At 57.5% G+C, this 19,888-nt stretch carries 22 protein-coding genes, 1 tRNA gene and 1 pseudogene; 17 read left to right on the top strand and 7 right to left on the bottom strand.

From position 1 onward, the window contains the following. Positions 1-26: 26 nt before the first annotated feature. A complete protein-coding gene (locus EAH78_RS04120) occupies positions 27-968 on the bottom strand; it encodes a YgfZ/GcvT domain-containing protein (protein WP_140666016.1) in 942 nt (313 codons plus the stop codon). Between the two features lie 149 nt (positions 969-1,117). Here EAH78_RS04120 and EAH78_RS04115 point away from each other — a divergent pair, with 149 nt between their 5' ends. Next, positions 1,118-1,372, top strand: coding sequence for a succinate dehydrogenase assembly factor 2 (locus EAH78_RS04115; RefSeq protein WP_007944081.1), 255 nt, complete (start codon positions 1,118-1,120; stop codon positions 1,370-1,372). After that, positions 1,356-1,808 carry a protein YgfX gene (locus EAH78_RS04110; protein ID WP_140666013.1) on the top strand — a complete coding sequence of 151 codons (453 nt, stop codon included), beginning with the start codon at positions 1,356-1,358 and terminating at the stop codon, positions 1,806-1,808. Before EAH78_RS04115 ends, EAH78_RS04110 begins: the two co-directional genes overlap by 17 nt. On the opposite strand, the gene nadB is transcribed toward EAH78_RS04110, so the two are convergent. Continuing rightward, a complete protein-coding gene (nadB, locus tag EAH78_RS04105) occupies positions 1,777-3,393 on the bottom strand; it encodes an L-aspartate oxidase (protein ID WP_140666010.1) in 1,617 nt (538 codons plus the stop codon). The genes EAH78_RS04110 and nadB overlap by 32 nt on opposite strands. Before the next feature lie 557 nt (positions 3,394-3,950). Between nadB and rpoE the strand changes: the two genes are divergently transcribed. The 4 genes from rpoE to EAH78_RS04085 all read left to right on the top strand — a co-directional run bounded on the left by rpoE (position 3,951) and on the right by EAH78_RS04085 (position 7,722). Next, positions 3,951-4,532 carry an RNA polymerase sigma factor RpoE gene (gene rpoE, locus EAH78_RS04100; RefSeq protein ID WP_007944079.1) on the top strand — a complete coding sequence of 194 codons (582 nt, stop codon included), beginning with the start codon at positions 3,951-3,953 and terminating at the stop codon, positions 4,530-4,532. A 30-nt stretch (positions 4,533-4,562) separates the two neighbouring features. Further along, on the top strand, positions 4,563-5,150 hold the full coding sequence (locus EAH78_RS04095) for a sigma-E factor negative regulatory protein (protein WP_140666007.1): 588 nt from the start codon (positions 4,563-4,565) through the stop codon (positions 5,148-5,150). An 8-nt stretch (positions 5,151-5,158) separates the two neighbouring features. Next, the gene (locus EAH78_RS04090) at positions 5,159-6,115 is read left to right on the top strand and encodes a MucB/RseB C-terminal domain-containing protein (protein WP_140666004.1); all 957 of its coding nucleotides are present in this window, start codon (positions 5,159-5,161) and stop codon (positions 6,113-6,115) included. A 182-nt stretch (positions 6,116-6,297) separates the two neighbouring features. Beyond that, positions 6,298-7,722 (top strand): DegQ family serine endoprotease, encoded by a 1,425-nt coding sequence (locus EAH78_RS04085; RefSeq protein ID WP_140666001.1) that lies wholly within the window; start codon positions 6,298-6,300, stop codon positions 7,720-7,722. A 75-nt stretch (positions 7,723-7,797) separates the two neighbouring features. Here the strand turns inward: EAH78_RS04085 and EAH78_RS04080 are convergent, their stop codons facing one another. Then, positions 7,798-9,231 carry a M48 family metalloprotease gene (locus EAH78_RS04080; protein WP_140665998.1) on the bottom strand — a complete coding sequence of 478 codons (1,434 nt, stop codon included), beginning with the start codon at positions 9,229-9,231 and terminating at the stop codon, positions 7,798-7,800. A gap of 98 nt (positions 9,232-9,329) precedes the next feature. On the opposite strand from EAH78_RS04080, the gene EAH78_RS04075 reads away from it, so the two are divergent. Next, entirely contained in the window at positions 9,330-9,569 is a 240-nt protein-coding gene (locus EAH78_RS04075; protein ID WP_020300476.1) for a sulfurtransferase TusA family protein, read from the top strand. A 31-nt stretch (positions 9,570-9,600) separates the two neighbouring features. After that, the gene (locus tag EAH78_RS04070; RefSeq protein WP_140665995.1) at positions 9,601-10,671 is read left to right on the top strand and encodes an AI-2E family transporter; all 1,071 of its coding nucleotides are present in this window, start codon (positions 9,601-9,603) and stop codon (positions 10,669-10,671) included. A gap of 131 nt (positions 10,672-10,802) precedes the next feature. Here EAH78_RS04070 and EAH78_RS04065 read toward each other — a convergent pair whose 3' ends face one another. Both EAH78_RS04065 and EAH78_RS04060 read right to left on the bottom strand, forming a co-directional pair. Beyond that, a complete protein-coding gene (locus EAH78_RS04065; RefSeq protein WP_140665992.1) occupies positions 10,803-11,276 on the bottom strand; it encodes a peroxiredoxin in 474 nt (157 codons plus the stop codon). Between the two features lie 10 nt (positions 11,277-11,286). Next, a complete protein-coding gene (locus EAH78_RS04060; protein ID WP_027925530.1) occupies positions 11,287-11,847 on the bottom strand; it encodes a glycine cleavage system protein R in 561 nt (186 codons plus the stop codon). Positions 11,848-12,172: 325 nt separating this feature from the next. Here EAH78_RS04060 and dapA point away from each other — a divergent pair, with 325 nt between their 5' ends. The 8 genes and pseudogenes from dapA (at position 12,173) to EAH78_RS04015 (ending at position 17,910) form a co-directional block, all read left to right on the top strand. Then, on the top strand, positions 12,173-13,051 hold the full coding sequence (dapA, locus tag EAH78_RS04050) for a 4-hydroxy-tetrahydrodipicolinate synthase (protein ID WP_140665989.1): 879 nt from the start codon (positions 12,173-12,175) through the stop codon (positions 13,049-13,051). Between the two features lie 17 nt (positions 13,052-13,068). Beyond that, positions 13,069-14,184, top strand: coding sequence for an outer membrane protein assembly factor BamC (gene bamC, locus EAH78_RS04045; protein WP_140665986.1), 1,116 nt, complete (start codon positions 13,069-13,071; stop codon positions 14,182-14,184). Between the two features lie 4 nt (positions 14,185-14,188). Next, a complete protein-coding gene (locus EAH78_RS04040) occupies positions 14,189-14,947 on the top strand; it encodes an MBL fold metallo-hydrolase (protein WP_123433871.1) in 759 nt (252 codons plus the stop codon). A 28-nt stretch (positions 14,948-14,975) separates the two neighbouring features. Then, positions 14,976-15,689, top strand: coding sequence for a phosphoribosylaminoimidazolesuccinocarboxamide synthase (purC, locus tag EAH78_RS04035; protein WP_007944067.1), 714 nt, complete (start codon positions 14,976-14,978; stop codon positions 15,687-15,689). An 84-nt stretch (positions 15,690-15,773) separates the two neighbouring features. Beyond that, positions 15,774-15,863, top strand: a tRNA-Ser gene (locus EAH78_RS04030). 489 nt (positions 15,864-16,352) lie between these two features. Next, a pseudogene (locus tag EAH78_RS04025) lies at positions 16,353-16,897 on the top strand (PAAR domain-containing protein). After that, on the top strand, positions 16,898-17,626 hold the full coding sequence (locus EAH78_RS04020; RefSeq protein WP_140665983.1) for a peptidoglycan recognition protein family protein: 729 nt from the start codon (positions 16,898-16,900) through the stop codon (positions 17,624-17,626). It abuts the pseudogene before it with no gap. Further along, complete coding sequence (locus EAH78_RS04015; protein WP_140665980.1) at positions 17,623-17,910, top strand: hypothetical protein; 288 nt, start codon at positions 17,623-17,625, stop codon at positions 17,908-17,910. Before EAH78_RS04020 ends, EAH78_RS04015 begins: the two co-directional genes overlap by 4 nt. A 94-nt stretch (positions 17,911-18,004) precedes the next feature. Here the strand turns inward: EAH78_RS04015 and EAH78_RS04010 are convergent, their stop codons facing one another. Then, on the bottom strand, positions 18,005-18,295 hold the full coding sequence (locus tag EAH78_RS04010) for a DUF3077 domain-containing protein (protein ID WP_140665977.1): 291 nt from the start codon (positions 18,293-18,295) through the stop codon (positions 18,005-18,007). 574 nt (positions 18,296-18,869) lie between these two features. Between EAH78_RS04010 and EAH78_RS04005 the strand changes: the two genes are divergently transcribed. Next, the gene (locus EAH78_RS04005; protein WP_140665974.1) at positions 18,870-19,202 is read left to right on the top strand and encodes a hypothetical protein; all 333 of its coding nucleotides are present in this window, start codon (positions 18,870-18,872) and stop codon (positions 19,200-19,202) included. A gap of 15 nt (positions 19,203-19,217) precedes the next feature. Here the strand turns inward: EAH78_RS04005 and EAH78_RS04000 are convergent, their stop codons facing one another. Continuing rightward, the gene (locus EAH78_RS04000; RefSeq protein ID WP_140666802.1) at positions 19,218-19,823 is read right to left on the bottom strand and encodes a cupin domain-containing protein; all 606 of its coding nucleotides are present in this window, start codon (positions 19,821-19,823) and stop codon (positions 19,218-19,220) included. Positions 19,824-19,888: the final 65 nt, after the last annotated feature.

Here is a 19,888-nt window from a genome sequence, read left to right as displayed (position 1 = left end):
TCTAGGTGTTGCAACAGATGCTGCGGTTAACGCTGGATTTCGCGATCGCGGTCCAGTGAATAAGGCAGGTCGAGCAAGTTTAAGGCGGGTCCTTCCAGGGTGCCGAGATGAATGTCGCCACCCTCAGCTGCTTCGGCTTGCAGCACAGCAAGGAGTTCAATGTTTTGTTCCGCGTTGGCCGCCAGCACCACTTCGCCGATGGAACTGCCATGGCTCGGGGAAAACAGCGGCGTGCCGGGGGCGGGCAATTCGCTGGCGTCCAGAGTCAGACGGTACAAGCGGCGCTTGAGTTTGCCCAGGTACTGCATGCGCGCGACGATTTCCTGGCCGGTGTAGCAGCCTTTCTTGAAGCTCACGCCACCGACGGCTTGCAGATTGAGCATCTGCGGGATGAACAGCTCGCGTGTTTCTGGCATGACCTGGCCGATCCCTGCGCGGATCTGGCCCAGCAACCATTGATTCAGACTGCCTTCGGCCAGCAGGGCGGACAACTTGCCCTTGATGGCGTCAGCCTGATCGGCGGCGACCCACAGTTCAGCGCGATCCGGCGAGACGCGGATGGCGATCAGACCTTCAAGACGCACGACACTGTCGGTATCAGCCGGCAATTGCAAACCGAGGCTGCTCAGCGCGGCGTCGCCATGATCGAGTCCGAAGCGGACCCAAGCGGCGCTTTCGTCGGTCAATTTGGATTTGGAGAACACGGCGTATTTTTTCAGGTCCGCCAGTTGCGGCTCCAGCAGTTCGGTGGCCATGGCCATCACCACGCCGTCACCTTCCAGCAGAATGCGGAAACTCGACTGCATCCGGCCTTTTTGCGTACAGCGCGCGCCCAGGCTGGCTTGGGTTTCACTCAGGTAATTGAGGTTGCAGGTCAATTGGCCTTGCAGGAATTTGCCGGCATCCGCGCCGCGGACCGCGAGAACGCCTTCGTGAGACAGGGTGCAGAAAAAAGCAGAATCGGCCATGGGTCATCGCAGGGTAAAGAGTCTGGGGGACATCATAAGGTGGCGCCCGTGAAATGGGTAGTTCACAAAAGGTCGACAGTGCCCGACCAAAGCCGACTGTTCGACGGGGCGCGGGGCTGTATACTTGCCGCCTATTTGAGGAGCGCTCCATGGTCGAAGATGTTGAACTGAATCGCCTCTACTGGCACAGCCGCCGCGGCATGCTTGAGCTGGACGTATTGCTGGTGCCGTTTGTAAAAGAAGTCTACCCGCACCTCAATGATGTCGACCGCGATTGCTACCGCAAGCTGCTCGAGTGCGAAGATCAGGACATGTTCGGCTGGTTCATGGAACGCGCCGAATCGGAAGATCCGGAGCTTCAGCGCATGGTTCGCATGATCCTGGACCGTGTCCAGCCCAAGTAATACGTTCGAATGCCGCTGGCATGCCTCGCGGCAGTTGCTGGCGGCGTATCTACTGGCCCAGTTGTTTGCACTGGGTTCGTTGTTTCTTCTCTCTATACCGATCTGGGCCAGTCTGCTCGGCGCTTTTTGCTGTCTGGCGCATGGCGTTTGGGCATTGCCCCGTCAGATTCTGCTGACACACCCGCAGGCATTTCGCGGCTTGCGTCGCGATGCCGAAGGCTGGCAGTTGTGGAATCAGGCGCGGGGTTGGCAACCGGTGCAGTTGCGACCGGACAGTCTTGCGCTGCCATTGATCGTAGTGCTGCGGTTTCGCCTGCGCGGTGAACGACGGGTCAGATCGATCTGCGTGCCTCGCGACTCGCAGGCGACGGATGTGCACCGACGCCTGCGGGTTCGACTGACGTTCAGTCGACGTAGGTGGGCGGCACCAGAATAGTGTCCAGGGCAACCGGGAGCATATTCGGATAGTCGAGTGTGTAATGCAGGCCCCGGCTTTCCTTGCGCTCCATCGCTGACTGGATCATCAGTTCTGCCACCTGAGCCAGGTTACGCAATTCGATCAAGTCGCGGCTGACCTTATAGTTGCTGTAAAACTCGTCGATCTCGTCCAGCAACAGCCGCACGCGGTGCTGGGCCCGCTGCAGGCGTTTGTTGGTGCGCACGATACCGACGTAGTCCCACATGAATCGGCGCAGTTCATCCCAGTTGTGCGCGATGATCACGTCTTCGTCGGAATCGGTGACCTGGCTCGCATCCCAGATGGGCAGGGCGGCTGGAATCGACACGTGCGGCAGCTGTTCAAGAATATCCGCCGCCGCCGAACGGGCGTAAACGAAACACTCCAGCAGTGAGTTGCTGGCCATGCGGTTGGCGCCGTGCAGGCCGGTGAAGCTGGTTTCGCCAATGGCATACAGCCCCGGCACGTCGGTGCGGCCGTTCTGATCGACCATCACGCCACCGCAGGTGTAGTGCGCCGCCGGAACCACCGGGATCGGCTGCTTGGTGATGTCGATGGAAAACTCGAGGCAGCGTTCGTACACCGTCGGAAAGTGCGTCTTGATGAACGCTTCGGGCTTGTGGCTGATGTCCAGATAGACGCAGTCGACCCCCAGGCGCTTCATTTCATGATCGATGGCCCGGGCAACAATGTCCCGTGGCGCCAATTCCGCGCGCGGGTCGAAGCGCTGCATGAAACGTTCGCCGTTAGGTAGTTTCAGGTGCGCACCTTCGCCGCGCAGGGCTTCAGTGATCAGGAAGCTTTTTGCCTGCGGGTGGTATAGGCAAGTGGGATGAAACTGGTTGAACTCAAGGTTCGCCACCCGGCAGCCGGAACGCCAAGCCATGGCGATGCCATCACCGCAGGCGCCGTCGGGGTTGCTGGTGTAGAGGTAGACTTTGGCAGCGCCACCGGACGCGAGGATGACGAAGCGTGCGCCGTAGGTGTCGACTTCGCCGGTCCCGCGATTGAGTACGTAGGCCCCGAGGCAGCGGTCGCCTTCCAGGCCGAGGCGTTTTTCGGTGATCAGATCGACTGCGACGCGCTGTTCCAGCAGTTCGATGTTGGGCCGTTGTCTGGCCTGAGCCAGCAGCGTTCTGAATATCGCGGCGCCTGTGGCATCGGCAGCATGAATGATGCGCCGATGGCTGTGGCCGCCTTCGCGGGTCAGGTGAAACTCGAATCCGCCGTCTTCGGTGCCAGATTGTTCATCGCGGGTAAACGGTACGCCTTGGTCGATCAGCCATTGGATCGCCTCTTTACTGTGCTCGACGGTGAAGCGCACAGCGTCTTCATGGCACAGGCCGCCGCCGGCGTTGAGGGTGTCATCGACGTGGGACTCGACGGTGTCGGAGTCATCCAGCACGGCAGCGACGCCGCCTTGGGCCCAGAATGTCGAGCCGTTGGCGAGGTCGCCTTTGCTCAGTACCGCGATGCGCAAGTGACCGGGCAAGGTCAGCGCAAGACTCAAACCGGCAGCGCCGCTGCCAATCACCAGAACATCGTGTTGAAACTGTTGGCTCATTTCAGGATTCCGCTCAAAGCGACCCGGGTCGGGGTTGGCGCAAGACTGCTGGAACGGCGAGTCGAGTCGGCCACACAGCCCACTAGTATATAGAGGGGGGGAGCGGCACAATACCCGAGCGCATATGGCATTGTGAAACTACTGTGACAGGAAATACCCGACGCTTCGTCGGATGGTTTTTTGACCGAATCAACGACAAGACGACTGTATCGTGGATTTAACAGTATTTTTCCATTCACGGTTGCACAATGTCGGTGCCGTCTGGTTATAAATAATGGAACTTTTGCCAAAGGCCCAAGATCAATAGACGGTTGCCTGATTCAAGGAACAGTGTCGGCTTCAGGGCAGGATCTGCAGTTTGATCCTTGCTGGCGAATCCGACGACAAGATTATTCGCGCAGCCGGGTAACCCGCGCTGCGCTTTTCGTGCGTGCCAAATCAGAGCCCGCAGGAAACTTGCTTGGAGGGGGAGAACTTTTGCGAAAAGCCCGAGTCTATGTTTGCAAGTCTGGTCGTTTAGTTCTGCAAGTCTCCTCTGAGCTTATCGAGGAGTGTTCATGCTAACCCAGGAAGAGGATCAGCAGCTGGTCGAGCGCGTTCAACGTGGCGACAAGCGAGCTTTCGATCTGCTAGTGCTGAAATACCAGCACAAAATTCTCGGGTTGATCGTGCGTTTCGTGCACGACACCCATGAAGCCCAGGATGTGGCTCAGGAAGCCTTTATCAAGGCGTACCGAGCCCTTGGAAATTTTCGCGGAGACAGTGCGTTTTATACGTGGCTTTACCGCATCGCCATTAACACGGCGAAAAACTATCTGGTTTCACGCGGCCGCCGGCCGCCGGATAGCGATGTCAGTTCCGAGGATGCAGAGTTCTACGATGGCGATCATGGCCTCAAGGATCTCGAGTCGCCAGAACGAGCATTGCTGCGGGATGAGATCGAAGGCACCGTCCATCGGACCATCCAGCAACTGCCAGAAGATTTGCGTACGGCTTTAACTTTACGTGAATTCGATGGTCTGAGTTACGAGGACATTGCGGCCGTCATGCAATGTCCGGTGGGTACCGTGCGCTCCCGGATTTTCCGCGCCCGGGAGGCCATCGATAAAGCCCTGCAGCCGTTGTTGCAGGAAAACTGAGACAGCGGCGATAGCCAAGAGAGGAACGCCATGAGTCGTGAAGCCCTGCAGGAATCGCTGTCCGCAGTGATGGATAACGAAGCGGACGAACTGGAATTGCGTCGGGTATTAAATGCCTTTGACGATGTAGAAACCCGTGAAACCTGGGCTCGTTATCAAATCGCTCGGGCAGTCATGCACAAGGACTTGCTGCTTCCACGCCTGGATATCGCTGCGGCAGTGTCTGCTGCGTTGGCCGATGAAGCCGTACCGGCAAAAGCCACCCGTGGTCCATGGCGCAGCCTGGGTCGCCTGGCAGTAGCCGCCTCGGTAACACTGGCTGTACTGGCCGGCGTTCGTTTGTACAACCAGGACGAGATCGCTGGTGTCGAACTGGCTCAGCAATCCAATCAACCGGGTCTGACCGTTCCTCAGGTTAAAGGCCCAGCTGTATTGGCAGGCTACAATGAGAGTTCGGATGCCACTGGCCCTATGGCCAGCGGTGTATTGCAAGGTCAGCCAGGCTGGCACGATCAGCGTCTGCCAAGCTACTTGCGCCAACATGCTCAACAAGCTGCATTGAAAGGCACTGAAAGTGCTCTGCCTTACGCTCGTGCAGCAAGCCTGGAAAACCGTTAAGGAGGATCATGCGCGCCATACCTCTACTTTCGCTTCTGCTCGCAGGCTGGTTTGTCGTACCAGCCCACGCTGATGAAGCCCAGGACTGGTTGACCCGTCTGGGCCAGGCCGAGCAACAGCAAAGCTTTTTCGGTACATTCGTTTACGAGCGTAACGGTAGTTTTTCTACCCATAACATCTGGCATCGCGTCCAGGATGGCAAAGTCCGAGAGCGTTTACTCCAGCTCGACGGATCCGCACAGGAAGTCGTGCGCATTGATGGGCATACTCAATGCGTTAGCGGCACCCTGATAGCAGGACTGGGTGACTCACCCAATTCCGCTGCTCGTGCACTGGATCCACAGAAGTTAAAGAATTGGTATGACCTTGCTGTCATCGGCAAGTCGCGTGTGGCTGGGCGTGCGGCAGTGATTGTTTCGCTGACGCCACGCGATCAGCATCGATACGGTTTTGAGCTTCATCTGGATAAAGAAACCGGCCTGCCACTCAAGTCATTGCTGCTTAATGACAAAGGGCAGTTGCTGGAGCGATTCCAGTTCACACGACTGGATACCGCCGACGTGCCGTCTGACAAAGACTTGCAGGCGGGCGACGATTGCAAGGCTGTCACTCTCGACAGTGACAAAGCTTCCGCCATCAAGGCCGCACAGGTTTGGCATTCGGACTGGCTACCACCCGGTTTCGAATTGACCAGCAGCAGCGCTCGCAAAGACCCGGAGACCAAAACGCTGGTGAACAGTCTGATGTATGACGACGGCCTGGCACGTTTCTCGGTATTCCTTGAACCTTTGAATGGCGCAACCGTGACGGACACCCGCACGCAGTTGGGCCCCACCGTTGCTGTATCCCGCCGTCTGACTACGCCTCAGGGTGAAGTTATGGTGACGGTGGTCGGTGAGATCCCGATCGGTACTGCTGAACGGATTGCGCTGTCCATGCGCACCGATGCCACTGCGACCAAATAGTGGGCCACTACCGAAATGTTTGGTGAGCATTTCAATTTGCAAAAAATCCTTAATCTTTCTATAGGTCAGAGCCTCACGGCTCTGGCCTTGTTTTTTTGTTCCTGGAACAAAAATACCGGCGTATTGTTCCCGGTGTTCCTTGCTCCATATCGCTTAACCATGCTCGTCGTAACGGGAGCCGTATGTCGATACCACGCTTGAAGTCTTACCTTTCCATTGTTGCCACCGTGCTGGTGCTCGGTCAGGCGGTCACTGCGCAAGCGGTTGAACTGCCTGATTTTACCCAGTTGGTCGAGCAGGCCTCGCCTGCCGTGGTGAACATCAGTACCACCCAGAAATTACCGGACCGCAAAGTCTCCGGGCAAATGCCGGACCTTGAAGGACTGCCGCCACAGCTGCGCGAGTTTTTCGAGCGGGGCATGCCTCAACCGCGTTCACCTCGCGGTGATCGTCAGCGTGAAGCCCAGTCGCTGGGTTCGGGTTTCATCATATCGCCGGATGGTTACATCCTGACCAACAACCATGTGATTGCCGATGCCGATGAAATCCTCGTGCGTCTTGCCGATCGCAGTGAGCTGAAAGCCAAGCTGGTCGGCACTGATCCACGTTCCGACGTGGCGCTGTTGAAGATTGAAGGCAAGGACCTGCCAGTGCTTAAACTCGGCAAATCCCAAGACCTGAAAGCCGGTCAGTGGGTGGTTGCCATCGGTTCGCCGTTCGGTTTTGACCACACCGTGACCCAAGGCATCGTCAGCGCCATCGGGCGTAGCCTGCCGAACGAAAACTATGTGCCGTTCATCCAGACCGACGTGCCGATCAACCCGGGTAACTCCGGTGGTCCGCTGTTCAACCTGAACGGCGAAGTGGTCGGGATCAACTCGCAGATCTACACCCGCTCCGGGGGCTTTATGGGCGTATCGTTCGCGATCCCTATTGATGTTGCCATGGACGTTTCCAATCAGCTCAAAGACGGTGGCAAAGTCAGCCGTGGCTGGTTAGGTGTGGTGATTCAGGAAGTGAATAAGGACCTGGCCGAGTCGTTTGGTCTTGAGAAACCGGCCGGTGCGCTGGTCGCTCAGATCCAGGACGACGGCCCTGCGGCGAAGGGTGGTCTGCAAGTGGGCGACGTGATTCTGAGCATGAACGGTCAACCGATCGTCATGTCAGCTGACTTGCCACATCTGGTGGGCGCGCTGAAGGCGGGCGCCAAAGCCAATCTGGAAGTTATTCGCGAAGGCAAGCGCAAGAACGTCGAACTGACGGTCGGCGCGATTCCTGACGAAGGCAAAGAACTGGATTCGATGCCTAAGTCGGGCGTTGAAATCAGCAGCAATCGTCTGGGTGTCTCCGTCGCCGAACTGTCCGATGAACAGAAGAAAACCTACGACCTCAAAGGTGGTGTGGTGATCAAGGAAGTTCAGGACGGCCCTGCCTCGCTGATTGGCTTGCAACCAGGTGACATCATCACTCACCTGAACAACCAGGCCATCGGCTCCAGCAAGGAGTTCACCGAGATTGCCAAGGCGCTGCCGAAGAACCGTTCGGTCTCGATGCGGGTTCTGCGTTCGGGTCGTGCCAGCTTCATCACCTTCAAACTGGCTGAATAAACCGGTTGTTGGCTGAATAAAAAAACCGCCTCGAAAGAGGCGGTTTTTTTGTACCCGGAATTTACAGCTGAACCGTTAGCCCATCATGTCCTTGATCATGCGCTCCTGCTCCATCAACTCACGCTGGCGTGCATCGATTCGCGAAGACAACGGGAAGTTGCTGCCAGCCTTACGCTTGGCGAAATCCAGTTGCTGAATGGCCTGGCGATAGTCGCCGACCAGCGCAAAGTACTCTGCGCGAGCCTGATGCAGGCCGATGATGTTGCCCGACAGGCCGCGAGTTTCGGCCACCTGATACCACACGTCCGGATCGTCCGGCCGCGACTTGAGCAGGCCTTCCAGCGCCTTTTCAGCATCGGCGGTGCGGTTCTGTTTCAACAGCAGATCGACACGCACCTGATTTAGCGGATAGTTACCGGGGTATTGCGTGAGCATCCGGTCGACGCGTGATTGAGCATCCGGCAGGCGATTATTGGTAATGTCCAGGTCGATCTCAGCCAGGTTATAGATGATCTCGTTCGGCGCCTTGGCCAACAGCGGCTTGAGGTTCTCCCGAGCTTCATTCAACTGGCCACCCTTGATCTGGGCGATTGCCAGGCCATAACGCGCGACGTCGTTTTTCGGGTTTTCTTCAAGCAAGGCACGAAAGCGCTTGGCGCCCAAGCCTGGGGTTTCTTCATAGAACAACTGCACGCGCGCGCGAATCAACTGATAACGCAGGGTGTCTTCGATGCCGCCCTGTGGGGCCTGTTCGGCGCGGTTGCGGGTGTCGGCGATCCGCGATTCGGTAACCGGGTGAGTCAGCAGAAACTCCGGCGGCTTGGCATCGAAGCGGTACTGACGCCCCAAGCGCTCGAACATGCTCGGCATAGAACGTGGGTCGTAACCGGCTTTTTCCAGATTGACGATGCCGATGCGGTCGGCTTCCTGTTCGTTCTGGCGCGAGAATCGCCGCTGCTCCTGAATCGCCGCCGCTTGCGTACTTGCAATGGCCGCAATCCCGGCATCGCCGGCGCCGGCTGCCGCAATCACGATCCCGGCCAGCAAGGCGGCCATCATCGGCACCTGCATGCGCTGCTGCGCTTCAATGCCCCGGGCGAAGTGGCGTTGCGACAAGTGAGCCAATTCGTGAGCCAGCACCGAGGCGTATTCGCCTTCGGTCTGCGCATAGAGGAACAAGCCGCCGTTGACCCCGACAATCCCGCCCGGCGCAGCAAAGGCGTTGAGCTGTGGGCTGTTGATCAGGATGAACTCCAGGCGCCGGTCATTGACCTGGCTGGTTTCCACCAGTCGGTAAACGCTGGATTCGACGTAATCCTTGAGCTGCGGGTCGTTGAGCTGCGCAACCTGGCTGCGCAACAGCGCCAGCCAGGCACGGCCCAACTGGTATTCCTGTTGCGGCGAGACGATGGCAGAACTGGCGTCGCCGAGTGACGGCAGGTCGTCGGCAAAGCCCGGTGAGGCGAGCAGGCAAGCGAGCGTCAGCAGGGTAGGGCGCAAAAAAGTCATGCACAAAGCCTTAGTCGACAAAGACCTTACTGTAGCCGGACACTGGGCTTGGGACCAGATATTCTAGGCAACTCAACCACGTGCCCCGGAGTGAAACAATGACCGACGCTGTAGCCCATGACGCCGAACTGGACGCCAGCGGCCTGAATTGTCCGTTGCCGTTGCTCAAGGCCAAGTTGGAACTCAATCGTCTTGCCAGCGGCGCGGTGCTCAAGGTGATCGCCACGGATGCGGGGTCTCAGCGCGACTTCCGCACCTTTGCCCGATTGGCCGGTCATACGCTGCTTCGTGAAGAAGATGAGGCGGGTGTTTACCGCTACTGGTTAAAAAAAGCCTGACAGCTGCTGCGTTCGTTGCTAAGGAATATTGATGTTCAAGGTGTTACGCGACTGGATTCAGCGCTACTTTTCCGATGAAGAAGCCGTGGTGCTGGCGGTGCTGCTGGTCCTGGCATTTACCGCCGTGCTCACCTTGGGCGGCATGCTCGCGCCGGTACTGGCCGGGATGGTGCTGGCGTACCTCATGCAAGGCCTGGTGGCCACCCTCGAACGCCTGCGCATGCCCGGCGGCGTGGCAGTGGGGCTGGTCTTTGCGTTATTCATGGGGGCGCTGCTGGTCTTCATGATTGTGGTGGTGCCATTGCTATGGCATCAGCTGATTACGCTGTTCAACGAGTTGCCCGGCATGCTCGCCAAGTGGCAGTCGCTGTTATTGCTGCTGCCCGAGCGCTACCCGCATCTGGTGTCCGACGAGCAGGTATTGCAGGCCATCGAAGTGGCGCGAGGCGAGATCGGTAAATTCGGCCAGTGGGCGCTGACGTTCTCGCTGTCGAGTCTGCCGCTGCTGGTGAACATCATGATCTACCTGGTCCTGGTGCCGATCCTGGTGTTCTTTTTCCTCAAGGACCGGGAGATGATCGGCCAGTGGGTGCGCGGTTATCTGCCCCGTGAACGGGCGCTGATTACCCGCGTCGCTCACGAAATGAACCGGCAGATCGCCAATTACATTCGCGGCAAGGTCATCGAGATCTTCATCTGCGGCGGCGTGACCTACATCGGATTTGTCGTACTGGGACTCAACTACGCGGCACTGCTGGCATTGCTGGTGGGCGTGTCGGTGGTGGTGCCATACGTCGGCGCCGTGGTGGTGACCGTGCCGGTCATGCTGATTGCGCTGTTCCAATGGGGCTGGAGTGACCAGTTCATCTATTTGATGGCGGTCTACGGGATCATTCAGACGCTGGACGGCAACGTGCTGGTGCCGTTGCTGTTCTCGGAGGCGGTCAACCTGCACCCGGTTGCGATCATTTGCGCGGTGCTGTTGTTTGGCGGGTTGTGGGGGTTCTGGGGCGTGTTCTTTGCGATTCCGCTGGCAACGCTGTTCAAGGCCGTGCTGGATGCGTGGCCGCGTAAGGAGCCGGAAGTCGCGCCATTGCTTTGAGTCTTCAGTGAGGCTGATGGCCTCTTCGCGAGCAAGCCCGCCCCCACATTTGATCGCATTCCTTCAGGAAAAACCCGGTCTAATGTGGGGGCGGGCTTGCTCGCGAAGGCGCCCGAACAGGCGCCAAAAAATCAGGCCTTGTTCAACGCCTGAGCAGCCGCCAACACCGCATCCACATGCCCCGGCACCTTCACACCACGCCATTCCTGACGCAGCACACCGTTCTTGTCGATCAGGAACGTGCTGCGATCGACGCCCATGTATTCCTTGCCATACAGCTTCTTCAGTTTGATCACATCAAACAGCTGGCAAAGCGCTTCTTCCTTGTCGCTGATCAGCTCGAAGGTGAACGCCTGCTTGGCCTTGAAGTTCTCGTGGGACTTGAGGCTGTCACGCGACACGCCGAACACTTCGGTGTTGGCCGCTTTAAACGCGTCAAGCTGATCGCGAAAACCCTGGCCTTGAGTGGTGCAACCCGGCGTGCTGTCCTTCGGGTAGAAGTAAATCACCACTTGCTTGCCTTTAAGGCCCGCGAGGCTGACGGTCTGTCCATTGGTGGCGGGTGCTTCGAAGTCGGCAACCGGTTGGTCGATGGCAACGGCCATGAAAGCTTCCTTACATTGGGTTTTGTGGGCGCCACGGTTCGATCAGCGCATCCAGGTTCAGCGCGTCGGCGAAATCCAGGAACTGATCGCGCAGCCAGCTGATTTGCACGCCGGCCGGCAACGTCACGGTAAACGTGGCATTGAGCATGGTGCCGCCGGTTTGTGGCGCCTGATAGGTGTCACAGGTCAGGTTTTCCAACTCGACGTTGTGGTCCATGAAGAACTGGCACAGCTCATTGATGATGTCCGAGCGGTACGCCGAGCTGACATAAGCCACGTAAGGCAGTGCCTGAGGACGGTTCTCCAGGGCCGCGCTGCGCACCACATTGACGGTGAACGCATGCTTTTTGGAGAGGCTCGGCAAGCTGCCTTCCAGACGCGCCAGGGCGTCCCAGCTACCGGAAATCTCGAGGATCAACGCACTGCACTCGCCATGACGGGTCAGGCGGGAAGTAACCACGGCGCAGCGATTTTCATGGCTGGCGCGGCACAGGACGTTAGTCAGCTCCATGGGGTTGGCGCCGAGGGCACTGATGACAAGGAATTGTTCGCGAACTGTGGGGGTGGACATGCAGCATTCCTAAAGCGATGAGCGGTCGGTACGACTAAGGGCTTTTTCCTGGAACAAGCCTGCGGATGCGAATTCAGAAAACCCGAGCCACAAGTTGCAACGTGCTCCAGTGAGGCAGGAGCGAGGGGTGGCAACGCTGGATCGGGGCTTGTGATGCCGTAAATGGAGGCTGGAACCTGGCGTACGAGCTTATCAGTACCGATCAAAGTCTGAAGGGTAGCGAAAAGCAACGCCAAGGGGAATGGCGGCAGCGCAGTACTTTGCTTGTGCAAGCATCTTGGCGCCAGTACCATTACCGCTCTCTTTTTCCGGCAGGAGCGGTTTCATGATTGCGGGCAGTATGGTGGCACTGGTCACACCCATGGATGCACAAGGGCGTCTTGACTGGGACAGCCTCAGCAAACTCGTGGACTTCCACCTTGAAAACGGCACCCATGCCATTGTCGCGGTCGGTACTACCGGCGAGTCGGCAACCCTCGATGTCGACGAGCACATCGCGGTCATCAAGGCCGTGGTCAAGCAGGTCAATGGCCGTATTCCGGTGATCGCCGGTACCGGCGCCAATTCGACCCGCGAAGCCGTCGAACTGACCCGCAACGCCAAAGCGGCCGGCGCCGATGCCTGCCTGCTGGTCGTTCCGTACTACAACAAGCCGACTCAGGAAGGCTTGTACCTGCACTTCAAGCACATCGCTGAAGCGGTCGACATTCCACAGATCCTCTACAACGTTCCTGGCCGCACCTCCTGCGACATGCAGGCCGAGACCGTGATTCGCCTGTCCACCGTGCCGAACATCATCGGTATCAAGGAAGCCACCGGCGACCTGAAGCGTGCCAAGGCAATCATTGATGGCGTGAGCAAGGACTTCATCGTGCTGTCCGGCGATGATCCGACCGCGGTCGAGCTGATCCTGATGGGCGGCAAGGGCAACATCTCCGTCACCGCCAACGTCGCCCCGCGCGAAATGGCCGACCTGTGCGAGGCCGCGCTCAAGGGCGACGCCGAGACTGCACGGGCCATCAACGAAAAATTGATGCCGCTGCACAAGGACCTGTTCATCGAAGCCAACCCGATTCCGGTGAAGTGGGCTTTGGTCGAAATGGGCCTGATGCATGAAGGCATTCGCCTGCCGCTGACCTGGCTGAGCACACCTTGTCATGAAACGCTTCGCTCGGCCCTGCGCCAGTGCAGTGTCCTGGTTTAATTGAGGAAGTACAACGCATGAAGCGAATGGCCGGACTTTCCGCACTTGCCTTGATTATCTCCAGCACCAGTGGCTGTGGATGGGTCTGGGGCCCGGAAGGTTATTTCCGTGACCGTGGTAGCGACTACCTGGAAGCGCAACAGACTGCACCCATGCAATTGCCACCGGATGTCACCACTGCCAAACGTCTGGATCCGCTGCTGCCGATCCCGCGTAACGTGGCCGATGACACCGCCAAGGGCGAATACGTCGTTCCTCGTCCGCAGCCGTTGTCGGCGTCGGCCGATGCCAGTGCCTACTCCCTGCAGAAAGTCGGCGATTCGCGTTCGATCCTGGCGCAGAACCCTCCGGCCGAAGCCTGGCCTGTGGCTGTGCAGTTCTTCCAGGACAACGGTTTCCGTCTGGATGAACAGAAGCCACAGACTGGTGAATTCACCACGACCTGGCAGCATTCCGACGAACTGTCTGCAGCGATGGCTAAACGCCTGAGCGCAGCCGGCGTCAGCACCGACAGCGAAACCCGCGTGCGAGTTCGGATCGAGCCGGGCGTGCAGCGCAACACCAGTGAAATCTATGTGGTCAGCGCCGAGCGTCCTGCCGGCAGCACCGCCGATGTGGACTTCACCAACCGTTCGGTCAACACCGGCCTGGACGCAGCACTGGTCGACGACATGCTCGCGAGCATGAGCCGCATTTCGGAGAAGGGCGGTTCGGTCTCCATGCTGGCTTCGCGTGATTTCGATACGCCAAGTCGTATCAGCCTGAGCGAAGACGGCAGCGGCAACCCGGTTCTGAACGTCGGCAACGACCTGGACCGTGCCTGGTCGAGCGTCGGTCGTGCGCTGGAACAGGGCGAATGGCGCGTTGAAGACATCAACCGCAGCCTGGGCCTGTACTACATCAACCTGTCCGAAAAAGCCGAGAAGAAAGACGAGAAGCCTGGCTTCCTCAGCGGCCTGTTCGGCAGTGCGCCGAGCAAGGAAGAAGTTGAAGCCCGTGCCGAGCGTTATCAGGTTCGCCTGAGCAAGGTCGGTGAAAACGTCCAGGTCACCGTCGAGAAAAACATCAACACCGTGGCGCCAGCAGACGTGGCGCGTAAAGTGTTGAGTGAGATTCAGGACAAACTGGGCTGATCACATGCGTTTTGCCGTTCTCGGCAGCGGTAGCCAAGGGAACGGCACGCTGGTAGCCAGCGATGACACGTACGTGCTGGTGGATTGTGGTTTCTCCCTGCGAGAAACCGAAAAACGCCTGCTGCGCCTGGGTGTGAACCCTGCGCAGTTGAGCGCGATACTCGTGACCCACGAACATGCCGACCACGTGCATGGCGTGGGTTTGCTGTCTCGGCGCTACAATCTGCCTGTCTACCTCAGTCGCGGGACCCTGCGCGGGATGCGCAAACCGATTGAACCGGCTGGCCTTCTGGCTGGCGGCGAGCAACTGCAGATCGGCGCTCTGAGCATCGGTGTCATTGCCGTGGCCCACGATGCGCAGGAGCCGACGCAATACGTCTTCAGCGACGGCGAGCGGCGCTTCGGCCTGCTGACCGACCTGGGCTCGTATTGCAACACGGTGCTGGACGGCTATCGGGACCTCGATGCGTTGATGATCGAGTCCAACCATTGCCGTGACATGCTGGCTCGCGGTCACTACCCGTACTTTCTCAAGCAGCGGGTGGGCGGTGAACTGGGACATTTGAACAACCACCAGGCGGCATTCCTGGTGTCCGAGTTGGGCTGGCAAGGCCTGCAACATCTGGTCCTGGCCCATCTGAGCAGCAAGAACAACCTGCCGCAGCTGGCCCGGCAATGTTTTGTCGACACCCTCGGGTGCGACCCCGACTGGCTGCAACTGGCCGATCAAGATTCAGGGCTCGACTGGCGACACATCGCCTAGCCCACCTACTTAGCAAGCGGAGCCCATCATGGAAAAACGTGAAGAACTCTACCGCGGCAAAGCCAAATCGGTTTACAAGACCGACGACGCTAACCGCTTGATCCTGCTGTTTCGCAACGACACCTCGGCGTTCGACGGCAAGCGCATCGAGCAGCTCGACCGCAAAGGCATGGTGAACAACAAGTTCAACGCCTTCATCATGCAGAAACTCGAAGCCGCCGGCGTGCCGACCCAATTCGACAAACTGCTGGGCGACAACGAATGTCTGGTGAAAAAGCTCGACATGATCCCGGTCGAGTGCGTCGTGCGTAACTACGCCGCCGGCAGCCTGGTCAAGCGTCTGGGCGTCGAAGAAGGCATGAAGCTCAACCCTTACACCTTCGAACTGTTCCTGAAGGACGACGCCAAGGGCGACCCGTTCATCAACGAATCCCACGTCGTGGCGTTCGGTTGGGGCACCGCCGAGCAACTGGTTCGCATGAAAGAACTGTCGCTCAAGGTCAACGAAGTCCTGAGCAAACTGTTCGACGACGCCGGCCTGCTGCTGGTCGACTTCAAACTCGAATTCGGCGTATTCCACGACGGCTCCATCGTCCTGGGCGACGAATTCAGCCCGGACGGCTGCCGCCTGTGGGACAAGGCCACCGGCAAGAAAATGGACAAGGACCGCTTCCGTCAGGGCCTCGGTGACGTCATCGAAGCCTACGAAGAAGTCGCCAATCGTCTGGGCGTACCGCTTTAATCGACGCAAGCATCTGATAGCACAGAATTATTTTGCTTAGGGGGGTTCGCTTCCGGCAAAAGTGTTGTTATGATGCGCGCCGTTGGAGAGATGCCAGAGTGGCCGAATGGGACGGATTCGAAATCCGTTGTACCTTCACCGGTACCTAGGGTTCGAATCCCTATCTCTCCGCCATTATTGAATAAGACTAAGCCCCCGTAATCGTTGAAGATTACGGGGGCTTTTTCGTTTATGGTGTTTCGTTTAAGGCAAATTTAGGGCAAAACACCCTCGTACTAACCCGGCCATTACCTCTCAGTGCCTTAACACACACCTCAATCTGAGACTCTCCAAGTTGCTGTGCTATGGGGAAAGGGAGAGTAAAAAGAATGAGTTACGACGCTAAGGTTTTCAAGTGATGGTCGGCTTGACTTGGGGACGTCGTCGATGAAAGGTTCTCCATAGCCAGCGCGATGAGTTCCGAGAGAGATAATCCGCTCCTGACGGAAATAGAGTAGGGCTGTTGGTCAAACCAATAATGAATGACGCAAATGAAATAGAGGAACCCGGCCTAGTGCCGGGTTTTTTGTTTGTCTACCGGCGTGCGTCGTCTTTCTGGAGCCTTTCGAAACGCCCGGTGGTACATTGCTGCCCTCATTAAGCGTAACCAGAAAGGAATCTGAAATGGCAAAGCCTGCCGCCCGAATTACTGACCCTACCGCGTGTCCCTTGCCTGGGCATGGTACAAACCCCATCGTTTCCGGCTCCCCCGATGTTTTTTTTGACGGTTTGGCCGCGGCCAGAAAAACTGATCAGAGCGCATGCGGAAGCCCCATAGTCGGTGAGTTTTCCACCACTGTATTTATCAACGGTTAAATGCCGCGACCGTGGGGAGCATTGGAGCTCATGGGAACACCGTCACAGCGGGTTCGAGCACCATCATTATTGGAAGCAGTCACACACCCGCACCTTTCATTCCTCCGTTGCCGTTGCCGTTGTCGATTCAAAAAGTATTCGGGCAGACGTTCAGTGTTAGTGATAGCGAAACTGGGCAGCCTTTGGCTTTACGGGAATTTGTCGCCACTGTTGATGGTGTGCAAATCCCGGGCGTGACCGATGCGAACGGTATCGCCCACGTGAAGGCACCTTCACCCGACTCTAAAATATCCCTGCATATTAAATTCAGCGCCCCCGCGCGCACCCTTCACGAAATGACGGAGGGCATTTGAATGGGTGCCAAATTTGCTACAGAGGCGACCGCCCAGGAAATCAAGCCGGGCGAATTCATGTGCCCTGTTCCAATCACCATCAATGACCGTGCTGCCACTCGCGAGGCGATTATTAAAACGGTGCAGTCACTTGGGCACACCTTCACGGAGCGCTCAGCGTGGGGCGCCGTGAAAGGAAAGCCGGACATGGTGAAGGACTGGGACTACACCATGATCGCGTTACACCATGCTGGCCGGTCATACGAATGCACGCCCGGTGGAGTCAAACAGATGCAAGGCGTTCAAGCCCATCACATGGGGAATAAATACGACGACATCGGCTATCACTACGGCATCGCCTGCGACGGCACCGTTTTAGAAGGCCGTGATATTCGGTTGCAGGCATCCAGCGTCAAGCTATTCAACACAGGTGTTATCGGCATCGTCCTTCTGGAAAATCTGACAACCGCAGAAGAGGGCGGAGACATGGTTGCCAAAGGTCGTGAAACCCTTGAGTACCTGGGCTACAACACAACGAATGTGATACCTGCGCCGCAAATAGACGCATTGCTGCACCTGGTGGAAGCTCTGAAAAGTGTATTTGTCATTGAGCGCTTTGGTGGGCACAGAGAATTTCCGGGCCAGGACAGAGACGGCAAGATTTGTCCGGGGAATATCGGTATGGAACTGGTCAGAAACATCCGCACGAAAACACAGCTTCTGCCACCCCCTCGGCCGGCCGCAGAATGAAGTACGTCCTATTAGCAGGCGTGCTTGCATTGCTGGTGGTGCTAAATATTGGCTATTACAACGAGGTTTCAGACGGTGAGGTCAACACCATCTTCTTCGTGAAAAGAACACCGACGTTGAGAATGAAGTTTTTCAACATACACGCCAACGACGGTGACTACCGAAAGGTAGAGACCCTGAGCGATGAGTTACGCCAGGACATCATCGACTACTGCAAATACAGATTGGGCATTGAAACGGAAGTGAAGACGCAGTCTGATGTTGAGATGTGCGCGAAAATGTAGGTGCGTTGCGGCGGGTAGGTTCGTTGCTCATGCACAGCGTCAATTGTTCAGAGGCCCCGACATGGTCGGGGCAAACATCTGGAATGAATAGTCGCTATTTTGCGACTTTCATACTCGGTCTAACAGGTCGTGGCGAAACAGCCTTCACCACATCATCGATCAGCGCTTTTCCCATCGAAGTCAAATAGTGCGCAGCCCAAGCATGACGGTCGGTGTCTTTTGCATAAGCAGCATCCTCTGTTAGCGCCTTGGCCAGGAACAGGAAATCAGAGGCCTGTTCCAATGCAACACTGATGGGCACACCCGCGCTGACGTGGAACATTGCGTTGTCTGAGCAATAGATAGGGGTAAAGCCGATCGTTTTTGCTTCTGCAGGCTCGGTCATTTTCCACCTCCAGTGAAGGGGCGGTTTTGGAAGAGGTCGAGCGATGGAGCATTACGCAACATGGCGTCGCGCGGAGAGAAAAGACCAAATTTGTACGTATTTACAGTGTGCATTTGTCCAACTCCTTGACATAAGGAGCTGCCACTTTCGTTACCAAGCGAATGGGTGGCAGCTGCGCGCAGGTTGGTAAACCGGGAGTCAAGGAAACCGGCACGCCAGAAGGCGTCCCACGCACAGCCGCCATAACACAAGGTCCGCAGGCGTAAGACTGCCAGAAAGTGTGAAGGAAGCGCTGTTGCGTAACTCGACGGGTTACCAAGCCCGATCGCTGAATGTTCAGCGACGTCTGGAGAGTATCCCGCCGAATATATGGCCAACAAGGTGGCAACCTGCTCAAAAGCACAGCAAGCGTACCCCCTTACGCAACTCTCGGATTTTGCCTACAACTTCATCAAGAGTCACTCGGATAGTCAGCTAACCGTGCAACACAAAACCTGAAGCGACTGCTCGAAGGCAAATCCCTGTCATTAGCTATCATGCAATACACAACAAATATCCGCATGACGGAGGACGCATGAACAGATGGCAACGGCTTTGGTTGTCTGTGAAGCTGATAGCAGCCGTAGCGGCCTGTGTGGCCGCGGGTGTTCAGGCCTTCTTTTACATGATGGACAGCTCTGACGCTTCCCGAATACACCCGTTGAGTATTCTGGTCGCGGGGCTGATTTTCGGCTTCGTCACCTTTGGCCTCCTCACATCGATTGAAAGAGGTATACGGCGACTATTAGCCCCATTGTTCACCGCCAAACCCCAACCTCAAGCGCACGCTGACACCGATTCAGAGCTGGCCGCGCAGCCGCCGCTCATGCTGTCTGTTGACGAGCCAGCTCAACAGAAAAGTCTCTGAGCGAATATCCAACCCTCAAAACGTAGGCGGCGTCACCACCCAAATCACCACCGCATCCACCTCCCCAGGATTTCCATAACGATGCGGTTCCTGGCTGGAAAAACTAAAACTATCCCCTTCACCCAGCAAAAAATGCCGCTCCCCGACCCACAGCTCAAAACTCCCCGACAGCAAATACCCAGCTTCTTCGCCTTCATGGCTATAACTCTGCTGACTGTAAGCCCCCGGCGGAAAACGCGAGTGCAGCATTTCCAATTGCCGATTCGGCTGTGGCGTCAGCAGATGATCCACAATGCCATCTTCGTAATGCACGCTCATCCGGGTGTTTTTACGCACGACAATGCCGTCATCTTCCGGCGCCGTTTGCGTTTCGCTGGCGAAGAACCATTGAATGGTCACGCCCAGGCTCCGGGCGATGTTGAACAGGGCCGGGATGGAAGGGTAGGCGAGGTTGCGTTCGAGCTGGCTGATGTAGCCCGCGGTCAATTCGCTCATCTGCGCCAGTTCGGCCAGGGTCATGCCGCGGCGCTTGCGCAGGCCTCGAATCCGAGTACCGAGAAAATGCGGTTCCGCCGAAGGCGTGGCGCTGTCCTGTGTGGGCGCGCCGGTGGCAGGCTGCATCTTGCTGCTGTTGCTCATGGCGTGCTCCAAACCGGGGTTCGCAAAACCCCGGAGTATAAACAGCC

Origin of the sequence: Pseudomonas arsenicoxydans (assembly GCF_006438915.1) — a bacterium.
Lineage (GTDB): Bacteria > Pseudomonadota > Gammaproteobacteria > Pseudomonadales > Pseudomonadaceae > Aquipseudomonas > Aquipseudomonas arsenicoxydans_A.
The sequence above is the reverse complement of the archived record's forward strand: the minus strand, read 5'-3'. Positions and strand labels throughout refer to the sequence as shown.

Excerpts from the sequence above, each read along its gene's own strand:
- purC (WP_007944067.1), top strand. The coding sequence starts at position 14,976 with ATGGAAAAACGTGAAGAACTCTACCGCGGCAAAGCCAAATCGGTTTAC.
- nadB (WP_140666010.1), bottom strand. The coding sequence starts at position 3,393 with ATGAGCCAACAGTTTCAACACGATGTTCTGGTGATTGGCAGCGGCGCT.
- EAH78_RS04120 (WP_140666016.1), bottom strand. The coding sequence starts at position 968 with ATGGCCGATTCTGCTTTTTTCTGCACCCTGTCTCACGAAGGCGTTCTC.
- bamC (WP_140665986.1), top strand. The coding sequence starts at position 13,069 with ATGAAGCGAATGGCCGGACTTTCCGCACTTGCCTTGATTATCTCCAGC.
- EAH78_RS04090 (WP_140666004.1), top strand. The coding sequence starts at position 5,159 with ATGCGCGCCATACCTCTACTTTCGCTTCTGCTCGCAGGCTGGTTTGTC.
- EAH78_RS04005 (WP_140665974.1), top strand. The coding sequence starts at position 18,870 with ATGAACAGATGGCAACGGCTTTGGTTGTCTGTGAAGCTGATAGCAGCC.
- EAH78_RS04020 (WP_140665983.1), top strand. The coding sequence starts at position 16,898 with ATGGGTGCCAAATTTGCTACAGAGGCGACCGCCCAGGAAATCAAGCCG.
- EAH78_RS04040 (WP_123433871.1), top strand. The coding sequence starts at position 14,189 with ATGCGTTTTGCCGTTCTCGGCAGCGGTAGCCAAGGGAACGGCACGCTG.
- EAH78_RS04015 (WP_140665980.1), top strand. The coding sequence starts at position 17,623 with ATGAAGTACGTCCTATTAGCAGGCGTGCTTGCATTGCTGGTGGTGCTA.
- dapA (WP_140665989.1), top strand. The coding sequence starts at position 12,173 with ATGATTGCGGGCAGTATGGTGGCACTGGTCACACCCATGGATGCACAA.
- EAH78_RS04070 (WP_140665995.1), top strand. The coding sequence starts at position 9,601 with ATGTTCAAGGTGTTACGCGACTGGATTCAGCGCTACTTTTCCGATGAA.
- EAH78_RS04075 (WP_020300476.1), top strand. The coding sequence starts at position 9,330 with ATGACCGACGCTGTAGCCCATGACGCCGAACTGGACGCCAGCGGCCTG.
- EAH78_RS04085 (WP_140666001.1), top strand. The coding sequence starts at position 6,298 with ATGTCGATACCACGCTTGAAGTCTTACCTTTCCATTGTTGCCACCGTG.
- EAH78_RS04065 (WP_140665992.1), bottom strand. The coding sequence starts at position 11,276 with ATGGCCGTTGCCATCGACCAACCGGTTGCCGACTTCGAAGCACCCGCC.
- rpoE (WP_007944079.1), top strand. The coding sequence starts at position 3,951 with ATGCTAACCCAGGAAGAGGATCAGCAGCTGGTCGAGCGCGTTCAACGT.
- EAH78_RS04080 (WP_140665998.1), bottom strand. The coding sequence starts at position 9,231 with ATGACTTTTTTGCGCCCTACCCTGCTGACGCTCGCTTGCCTGCTCGCC.
- EAH78_RS04060 (WP_027925530.1), bottom strand. The coding sequence starts at position 11,847 with ATGTCCACCCCCACAGTTCGCGAACAATTCCTTGTCATCAGTGCCCTC.
- EAH78_RS04115 (WP_007944081.1), top strand. The coding sequence starts at position 1,118 with ATGGTCGAAGATGTTGAACTGAATCGCCTCTACTGGCACAGCCGCCGC.
- EAH78_RS04010 (WP_140665977.1), bottom strand. The coding sequence starts at position 18,295 with ATGACCGAGCCTGCAGAAGCAAAAACGATCGGCTTTACCCCTATCTAT.
- EAH78_RS04000 (WP_140666802.1), bottom strand. The coding sequence starts at position 19,823 with ATGCAGCCTGCCACCGGCGCGCCCACACAGGACAGCGCCACGCCTTCG.
- EAH78_RS04095 (WP_140666007.1), top strand. The coding sequence starts at position 4,563 with ATGAGTCGTGAAGCCCTGCAGGAATCGCTGTCCGCAGTGATGGATAAC.